The sequence below is a fragment of the Mesorhizobium sp. P5_C1 genome, from assembly GCF_054049815.1.
Genome location: NZ_JBFULQ010000227.1, coordinates 1 through 8,559, shown reverse-complemented (window position 1 = coordinate 8,559; position 8,559 = coordinate 1). Strand labels below are relative to the sequence as shown.

Here is an 8,559-nt window from a genome sequence, read left to right as displayed (position 1 = left end):
ATCCTCGACCTCGACCATTTCAAGCAGGTCAACGACACCCATGGCCATGATGTCGGCGACGAGGTGCTCAAGGCCGTCGCGAGCTGCCTCAAGGACATGACACGCTATCACGACGTGGTGGCGCGGCTGGGCGGCGAGGAGTTCGCCGTGGTCACGCCCAACATGGACTCCGAACTGCTGGGCAAGTTTGCCGAGCGCATCCGCAAGGCGGTCGCCAATATGTCGGTGCTCTCCGGCAATGTCCGGCTCAGGATCACCACCAGCGTCGGTCTGGCTGTCTGGGACCGCAAGGAAACGGCGGAGGAGTTCTATCGCCGCGCCGACCGCCAGCTCTACGAGGCGAAGAGGCAAGGCCGCAACCGCGTCTGCGCCTAAAATCCCGAAAGGGAATTCATGAGGCCGGTCGTCTGACGCGGCTTTCTAGACTTCCGGTGCTCACGGACTAAATGTCCGCTCCGCTCCGGCTTCTCGAAAGCCACGCCATTCAACTCGGCCTGATGAATTCCCCTTCGGGATTTACCCAAGGCATGCCAACGACGCAGGGCGCCTAGATGTGCGGCTTCTTGGACTGTCAGCAGAGAGACGTAGCGCGCACCGCTCAGTCGTTTTGTGGGCGCAGGCCGAAGGTCGCGGGCTTGAGACCGTAGCGCATGTCGAAATCGTCATCCGATTGCACCCGGCTGGTGGCCGGCGGCTTGCGGTAGTCGGGATCGCCGGCCTGGCGGCTTGAATCGACGACTTCGGCGAAGGCCATCGCCTGCTGCGTTGATTTCGGCACGTTGCGCAGCCGCTCGACGATCGCCACCAGGTCGACATCCTCGCCGGCTTTCGACTCGGCCTCTTCGCGTTTGTTGGTGCCGGGGATCAATTCCGAGGATAGTTTTTCGAACTTAAGCCGCATCGTCGTCGCCACGCCTTCGCCAAAGGCAATTGCCTCGCGCTGGCCCATGGACGACAGGAAAGCCAGCGTCGAGGCCGAGGAGTCGGCAATCGCCGAGCGGATGATCGCCTGGTCCTGCTCGTTGGCTAGTCGCATGGCGAAGAAGGTCGAACATTGCGACAGGATCGTCGGGTCGAGCTCGCCCGGTCGCTGGGTGACSACGCCGAGATAGSAGCCRTATTTGCGGCCTTCCTTGGCGATGCGCGACAGCGCGTGCCTTGTCGGCGCAAAGCCGAGACGCGGATCGGCCGGCATATAGCGGTGCGCTTCTTCGCACAAAAGCAGAAGCTGCAGCTTGCCCTCGCTCCACAAAGCGAGGTCGAAGGCCAGGCGCGCCAGCACCGAACAGACGGAATTGACCACTTCGGACGGCATGCCGGCCATCTCGAAGCAGGTTACCGGGCGGCCATGATGCGGCACGCGGAAGAGGTTGCCGATCGTCTCGTGGATGGTGTCCTCGATCAGGCGCGAGTTGAACATGAAACGGTAGCGTGGATCGGCCGCCGCCGACTCGACGCGCGTCTTCAGGGATTTCAGCGTCGGGCGATCGGTCTTGCTTTCGAGCATGCCCATACGCTCGTCGATCTGCTTGATAAGGTCGGCGATGCGGTAAGGCACCGGCGTATCGGCGGTCAGCGCATCGCTGCCGCGCCTGATGTAGCTGCCCGAATTCGGGTTGCGGTAAAGGTTCTTGGCGGCGGGGATGAGGTCGCGCAAGGCGTCGATCTCTTCCGGCACCGTCTCGCGGCCGCGGAACAGCACCTCGGCGAACTCCTCCAGCCTGAACATCCAGAACGGAAGGTCGAGCGTCTTGGAATCGACCCTGACGCAATATTCGGGCAGCGACGCGGCGAACTCGTTGTGCGGATCGAGGATCAGGATGCGCAGGTCCGGCCGCGCCGCGATCGACTTGCGCAGCAGCAACGAGACGGCGGTGGATTTGCCGACACCGGTGGTGCCGACCACGGCGAAGTGACGCGCCAACGTATCGTCGATGGCGATGTTGGCGGCGATCGTCTCGTCCTGCGAGAGTGTGCCGATGGTGATCGAATGGCGCCCGGCCAGATCATAGACCGCCTGCAGGTCACGGGTGCGGATGCGATGGGCGATGGCGCCGATATGCGGATAGGTGGTGATGCCGCGATCGAAGATCGGCTTGGCGCCCGGCTCTGCTCCGTCGCGGACTTCGCCGATCAGCTCGATGCTGACCTCGATCGGGTTTTGACCTTCATTGCTCCAGGCGCGGTCCGACTTGCCGATCCCGTAGACCAGGCCGACGGTTCGCGTGGATCCCAGATTGATGGAAATCATCTTGCCGACTGTCCACAGGCCGGTCACCGCGCCGTCAATATCGTCCGCAAAGGCGCCGATGGTGGCGCGCGCGCCGTCGCATTGCACGACGTTGCCCAGAATGCGCCTGTCGTTCTGCTCCGCGTTGCGACGCTCCTGCGATGTCGGTTCTCCAACGGAGGCTTCGCGTTCGACATACATGGACAGACCAACCCCCATTTTCCCTTGGAGCATCGACCCTACAGGAACGGGGTTAAGGCTGGATGAGGTCGGATGGTGTAGAGACGATTAAGGGGTCCGTGAGAATTGTCGCGAGAGGGATCTTCTCCATCGCCGGCATTTCGCTATAATGGACATATGGATGATATAGCGAACGATATTTCCTCAACCATCGGCAGAAGAATACACGCCGAAAGGACCATGCGGGACTGGTCCCTGGCCGAGCTTGCGGGGCGCTCCGCCGTGTCGAAGGCGATGCTGAGCACGATAGAGCGCGGCAAGACCAGCCCGACGGCAGCACTTCTGGTGCGCATCGCGTCGGCCTTCGGCATGACGCTGTCGACGCTCATCGCGCGCGCCGAATTGCAAGGCGGCGGGCTGCTGCGCGAGGCCGATCAACCGGTGTGGCGCGACCCTGGTACGGGCTATGTCAGGCGGCATCTGTCGCCCGCCTCGGACATGCCGCTGGAACTGATCAGGGTTCAGTTGCCGGCGGGCGCCAGGGTCAGTTTTCCCGCCGCGTCCTATGCCTTCATCAAGCAGCAGATATGGCTGATTTCGGGGCGGCTCGAGTTTGCCGAGGGCGATGTGGTGCACCGGCTCGACCCCGGCGATTGTCTGGCGCTCGGCGCGCCATCGGACTGCACCTTCCACGCCCTGGAACCCGGCGCCGACTATCTCGTCGCGCTGGTCAGGGGTTGAAGTCATGGCCAGACGACCAAAGCGCTCCCACAATGGGGGGCCGCCTCTTGACGAGTACAAGGGGCCGCCATGGGGCAAGGGCGATCCCTACATCTTCCTTGCCTGGCAGGCCGCCCATGCCAAGGCGTGGAAGGCGCCAAGCCGCGAGGTCATGCTGCTGCGCATGGACAAGGCCGAGCGGCTGGGCCTGACCTATGAGGAATATACGCTCGAGATACTGGAGCGCGGGCGGCATCTCAGGGAAGAAGACACCGAACGCATCGGCGCCATCAAGGCGGCACGAAAGCGCCGCCGCGTGCGCCATCTCGACTGACGACCGCTTCAGTCGTGCCATCGCAATCACAGGACATCACGCGCATGAACTCGATCGAGATCGGAACACTGACCCCAGCTGCGGCGACGCAGGAGATGCTGGCCGAATTGCTGGTCGCAACGGTAGCGGCCGGTGGATCGGTCAGTTTCATGCATCCGCTGGCACCGGAAGCGGCTAGCGCATTCTGGCAGAAATCCCTGGCAGCAGCGGCAAGAGGGGAAAGGGCGGTGCTTGGCGCCTGGGACGGCGAGGTCCTGGTCGGCACCGTCACCCTGTTGCTCGACTGTCCGCCCAACCAGCCGCACCGGGCCGAGATCGCCAAGTTGATGACCCGTTTGGATTACCGGGGCAGGGGCGTGGGATCGCGCCTGATGCGGGCCGCTGAGAGCCTGGCCGTGGAAAAGGGCCGCACGCTGCTGGTTCTCGACACGGCGACGGAGGAGGGTGCTTCAGGGCTCTACGAGAAGCTCGGTTTCACGCTGGCAGGCGAGATACCGGACTATGCCTTGAAGCCGCATGGCGGGCTGACCGGTACACTCCTCTACTGGAAACGTATCGGGCCAATCTCGTAACCAGTCACGCAGGACCGTAACCGGAGAGGCGCGACAGCAGCCACCGGCGGAAATCCTGCTCGGCACTGGTCAGGCGCGCGGTCGACGCCTTGGTCAGGAAATGCCCAGAGGTGCTGGAGAGTTCGAAGTCGGAAAGCCTGACCAGGGTCCTGCTGTCGAGCGCGGCATCGACCAGCGGCCGCGAGCCCAGCAGCACGCCGGCACCGGCCCGGGCCGCCTCCATCGCCGCAACGAAACTGTCGAAGCGATGCGATCGCCGGAGGTGGCCGGCCAACCCTGCGGCCGCGAACCATTCAGCCCACATCTCGCGTGCGCCGGCGACCAGAAGCAGCGGCAGGGAGGTCCAGTCGGCGTCGCCAGCCAGGGCCGGGGCAGCCACCGGCACGAGCCGCTCGGCGGTCAGCCTGTCGGCGTCACGTCCGGGGAAGGATCCGTTGCCGAAACGGATGTCGAGCGTTGATCCCGGCAGGTCGTAGTCGGTCGGTCGGTGGATCGTCACCAGATCGAGCTGGATGCGCGGCAATGCCGTGGCCAGATCGGGCAATGCCGGGACGAGCATCAGCAAGGCAAAGGAGATCGGCGCTCGAACGGTCACGGTCTGGACGGCACGCGGCTCAAACAGTTCAGCCGTGCTGCTGCCGATGGTGGCGAAAGCCGACTGGATGTGGGGCAGGTAAGCCGCGCCTTCCGGCGCCAGCGCGACGCCACGTGCCAGCCTTGAGAACAGACGCGTCTTCAGCCGTTCTTCAAGAAGCCGGATATGCTGGCTGACCGCCGCCTGGGTCAGGCCAAGCTCGGTTGCCGCGGCGGTGAAATTCGACAGCCGTGCCGCGGCCTCGAAACTGCGCAGCCAGTCAAGCGGAGGCAAGGGCGGGATTGTTCGAGCCATTAGTTCTTTGGGGTCATTGGCCAAAAAAGGATAATTTGAGTTATGCCTTTCGCGCGGTCAACATGCAATCGAAACCTGCGGATCGGACCGCAGGCGTAGCGGACAGGAATGGATCTCCATGCTCACCCACGCGCTGGTCGGCGACGAAGGCGGAACCATCGAACTTGGCTGGAAGGACGGGACGCGCACCCGCTTTCACGCCATCTGGCTGCGCGACAATGCGCTGGACGACAAGACGCGCAGCGCCGGCAACGGCCAGCGGCTCATCACCATCCTCGACATTCCAGCCGAGACGAAGATCGGCGCGGCATCGATCAAGGGCGACGCCCTCGAGGTCAGCTTCGTGCCGGAAGGAAAGACGGTGAGCTTTCCCTCGATATGGCTGAGCGCCAATGCCTATGATCGCGACGCGGCCCGCCAGGCCGGCTGGACAGGCGAGCACATCGTGCGCTGGACCAAGGCGACGATGCAGAATTCCGTGCCGCGTGCCGGCTACCCTGCTGCCAGCCGCGACCGCAACGTCTTGAGGCAATGGCTGTCGGCGGTGAAAGCCTATGGCTTTGCGGTGATGGACGACCTGCCGGCCGAATCCGGGGCGCTCTGCAAAGTGTCAGATCTGTTCGGCTATATCAGGGAAACCAATTACGGCCGCTGGTTCGAAGTGCGCGCCGAGGTCAATCCCAGCAATCTCGCCTACACCAATCTCGGCCTCCAGGCGCACACCGATAATCCCTATCGCGATCCGGTGCCGACGCTGCAGATCCTGTCCTGCATCGAAAATACGGTGGAGGGTGGCGAGTCCAGCGTCGTCGACGGGTTTGCCGTCGCGGCCGCCTTGCAGGCTGAGAACCCCGAAGGCTTTCGGCTGTTGAGTTCATGCCCGGCGCGGTTCGAATATGCCGGCTCGGCCGGCGTGCGGCTGCAGGCGAAGCGGCCGATGATCGAGCTCGGGCCCGACGGCGAGCTGATCTGCATCCGCTTCAACAATCGTTCGCTGGCGCCGACGGTCGACGTGCCGTTCGCCGACATGGAGGCATACTATGCCGCCTATCGCCGGTTTGCCGAGCTGATCGAGGATCCATCCTTCGAAGTGACCTTCAAGCTCGAAGCGGGCCAGGCGTTCATTGTCGACAACACGCGCGTCATGCATGCCCGCAAGGCGTTTTCCGGCACCGGCAAGCGCTGGCTGCAGGGTTGCTACGCCGACAAGGACGGCCTGCTGTCGACGCTCGCGGCGATCGAACGCGGGTTCAAGGAGGCGGCGGAATGACCGGCCAGGACCTGAACGCGGACAACATCGTCGAGTTCATCGCCGACATCTTTGAACGCCGGGGTGCGGAATCCTATCTCGGTGAGCCCGTCACCATGTCGGAGCACATGCTGCAGGGCGCATGGTTCGCCGAGCAGGACGGCGCGCCGGACGAGCTGGTGGCGGCGGCCCTGCTGCACGACATCGGCCACTACACCAGCGAGTTCGGCACCTATTCGCCGGAGGATGTCGAGGACAAGCATCATGACGAAGCCGGCGGTGAGGTACTGGCGCCGTTCTTTCCGCCTGTCATCGTCGAATGCGTCAGGCTGCATGTCTCGGCCAAGCGCTATCTCTGCGCCACCGACCCGAGCTATTTCGGCAAGCTTTCGCAGGCTTCGGTGCATACGCTGTCGCTGCAGGGCGGGCCGATGAGCGTGGACGAGGTGGCCGAGTTCCGCAAGAATCCCTTCCATGAAGAGGCGGTCCGGGTCCGTATCTGGGACGAGAGCGGCAAGGTCGCCAACATGAAGACGCGGACATTCCGCGACTACGTGCCGTTGCTGCAGCGGGTCGTTCGCGACTTTCGCGATCGCGCCTGACGCAACTCCGTCGAGGTCGAGGAGGCTCGCCGTCTTGCCGCTGCGCTTGTTCCGATGTATTAGCCGCGCCCACCATGCGGCCCGCATTTTCATTGGCCGCACCGTATCGACCACGCTTTTGATGGAGGCGACGATGAGATCTTGTTCACGCATTTTGCGCCTCCGCGGCGGACGAACGGGCTGACCGCGCCACAGCGGTTCCAATATCCTGGCACTCTGAGGACCGCCGTGCTGCGATGTGCGGTGGCAGTTGTCGTCTACACGAGCTGCGTAACCCGGGACGGCGTTAAGCCGCATTGTCCTTAAAACGGTGGGAAGCCTAGCTCCCGGCCAACGATCGCGGCTGCCTGAAAATCAAAGATGCAGCTTTGCAACACTTCGGCAGGCCATTGTAAACATTGAAGGAATGGCACTTGTGCCAAGTTTCTTGTGAGCCTAGAGACCGCGCCATTCCCAACCCGTCATCCTGAACGGAGACCTGTCCATGTCACGCCAACCCAGATCGACACATTCCGTGCCGACGCTGGAATTGCGTGCGGCTGACAGGGTTCCAATCAGGAAGAACGGCCATGGCAAAGTCCATGATCCAGCGCAGGCAGGACGCCGAGCGCCAACGCATTGAAGCATATCAAGCATCGCTGAGGCGGGTTTCCGCCATGCCGCGCCCCGCTCCCGATTTCGAGCGGGCGCTCGACGAGGTACGCCGCGGCTATGCAGGCATGGCGATCCGCGACGGCGCGTTGTGGCGTCCAAAGCTGAAGACGCGCGACCCGGCGCGGCTGCGGCTGGCTGCCGCCCGCTATCTCTTTGCGCGTTATCCGGTTTCGGCCGCGCTCGAGGCCATCTGGCTGGATAGGTCGGGACTCGATGGCGAGGAGATCGCACTTCGCCTGGCCTGGTACGTCACGGCTGCAGGTGGCGGCTCGCTCTACAAGGCGGGCGCCAATGCGTGGCTGTCGCGAAAGGAGGTGCACTGCTTCCTGAACGTGTCCGGCGATTTCACCTTCGACGAGGCGTTCTGGTTCGCGATCGTCCGGTCCTACACCGAGGATTGGGGGCTGGCTGCACGACTTGCACGCACGAAGATCGCGCGCACGCCGCGTGGCGAGTTGGCCTTCTGGCGCGAGGTGGCGCGCTTCTTCTGCGAGCATCCTGCTTCGAAGGAGGAGATCGACGATCTCTGTGACTATGTCGGCGCCAAGCACCGGCGCGATGCTGCCTACAGCCTGAAGGGCCGCACGCTCGCCTCGCTGCACCGGCAGATGTCGGACTGGCATCGCGATCTTGCTGCGATCGAACGCATCGAGACGATGCGCCGGCGGGCCGCCGCGCGGGCTCAGCCCGTCGCCGGCGCACCCGCGCAGTGCAGCGCCTGGGACGGCTCGCGCCTGCAGGATTGGGAATGGCATCCGCCGCCCAAGGAGGCGAAGGCGCATGGCGAGTGGTTCTCCATCCGCCAGTTGAAGACCGCAGAGGACCTCGTTGCCGAGAGCCGGGCGATGCATCATTGCGTATCGTCCTATGCGACCAAATGCATTGCCGGCAATGCCTCGATCTGGGCGCTGCGGCGCAAGGCGCTCGGCAAGACTGAACGCTTGCTGACGATCGAGCTCGATCCGCAGCATCGGGCGGTCCAGGTGCGCGGTTTCGGCAATCGTCTGGCAACGACGGACGAGCGCAAGATCCTCGAGCGTTGGGCCAAGGCGAAGTGCGTGACGCCGCAGGACTGAACAGACTGAGCCCGCGCGGCGGAATCGCCGCGCGGGTTTAAAAGGGGCGGATG

Annotated in this window: 9 protein-coding genes; 7 read left to right on the top strand and 2 right to left on the bottom strand. The window is 63.9% G+C overall.

Translation table 11 applies throughout. The annotated features are described in order from the left end of the window. The coding region (locus tag ACXJ7R_RS18255) for a GGDEF domain-containing protein (protein WP_457153060.1) at positions 1-375 on the top strand (375 nt) is incomplete at its 5' end. A gap of 223 nt (positions 376-598) precedes the next feature. Here the strand turns inward: ACXJ7R_RS18255 and ACXJ7R_RS18250 are convergent. Then, positions 599-2,431: an ATP-binding protein gene (locus tag ACXJ7R_RS18250; RefSeq protein ID WP_457153059.1), complete on the bottom strand. Its 1,833-nt coding sequence runs from the start codon at positions 2,429-2,431 to the stop codon at positions 599-601. Positions 2,432-2,587: 156 nt separating this feature from the next. Between ACXJ7R_RS18250 and ACXJ7R_RS18245 the strand changes: the two genes are divergently transcribed. The 3 genes from ACXJ7R_RS18245 to ACXJ7R_RS18235 are packed head-to-tail and all read left to right on the top strand — an operon-like array spanning position 2,588 to position 4,036. Continuing rightward, positions 2,588-3,151, top strand: coding sequence for a helix-turn-helix domain-containing protein (locus ACXJ7R_RS18245; protein ID WP_457153058.1), 564 nt, complete (start codon positions 2,588-2,590; stop codon positions 3,149-3,151). A gap of 4 nt (positions 3,152-3,155) precedes the next feature. Beyond that, positions 3,156-3,464, top strand: coding sequence for a hypothetical protein (locus ACXJ7R_RS18240; protein ID WP_184873406.1), 309 nt, complete (start codon positions 3,156-3,158; stop codon positions 3,462-3,464). Positions 3,465-3,508: 44 nt separating this feature from the next. Further along, entirely contained in the window at positions 3,509-4,036 is a 528-nt protein-coding gene (locus ACXJ7R_RS18235) for a GNAT family N-acetyltransferase (RefSeq protein ID WP_457153057.1), read from the top strand. 4 nt (positions 4,037-4,040) lie between these two features. On the opposite strand, the gene ACXJ7R_RS18230 is transcribed toward ACXJ7R_RS18235, so the two are convergent. Beyond that, positions 4,041-4,925, bottom strand: a complete 885-nt coding sequence (locus ACXJ7R_RS18230; protein ID WP_457153056.1) for a LysR family transcriptional regulator — start codon at positions 4,923-4,925, stop codon at positions 4,041-4,043. Positions 4,926-5,043: 118 nt separating this feature from the next. On the opposite strand from ACXJ7R_RS18230, the gene tmpA reads away from it, so the two are divergent. From tmpA to ACXJ7R_RS18215, 3 genes are all read left to right on the top strand, one after another. Then, the gene (tmpA, locus tag ACXJ7R_RS18225) at positions 5,044-6,195 is read left to right on the top strand and encodes a 2-trimethylaminoethylphosphonate dioxygenase (RefSeq protein WP_457153055.1); all 1,152 of its coding nucleotides are present in this window, start codon (positions 5,044-5,046) and stop codon (positions 6,193-6,195) included. Continuing rightward, positions 6,192-6,776, top strand: a complete 585-nt coding sequence (gene tmpB / locus ACXJ7R_RS18220; RefSeq protein WP_457153054.1) for a (R)-1-hydroxy-2-trimethylaminoethylphosphonate oxygenase — start codon at positions 6,192-6,194, stop codon at positions 6,774-6,776. Before tmpA ends, tmpB begins: the two co-directional genes overlap by 4 nt. Before the next feature lie 569 nt (positions 6,777-7,345). Then, positions 7,346-8,506, top strand: coding sequence for a PcfJ domain-containing protein (locus ACXJ7R_RS18215; RefSeq protein ID WP_457153053.1), 1,161 nt, complete (start codon positions 7,346-7,348; stop codon positions 8,504-8,506). Positions 8,507-8,559 lie beyond the last annotated feature (53 nt).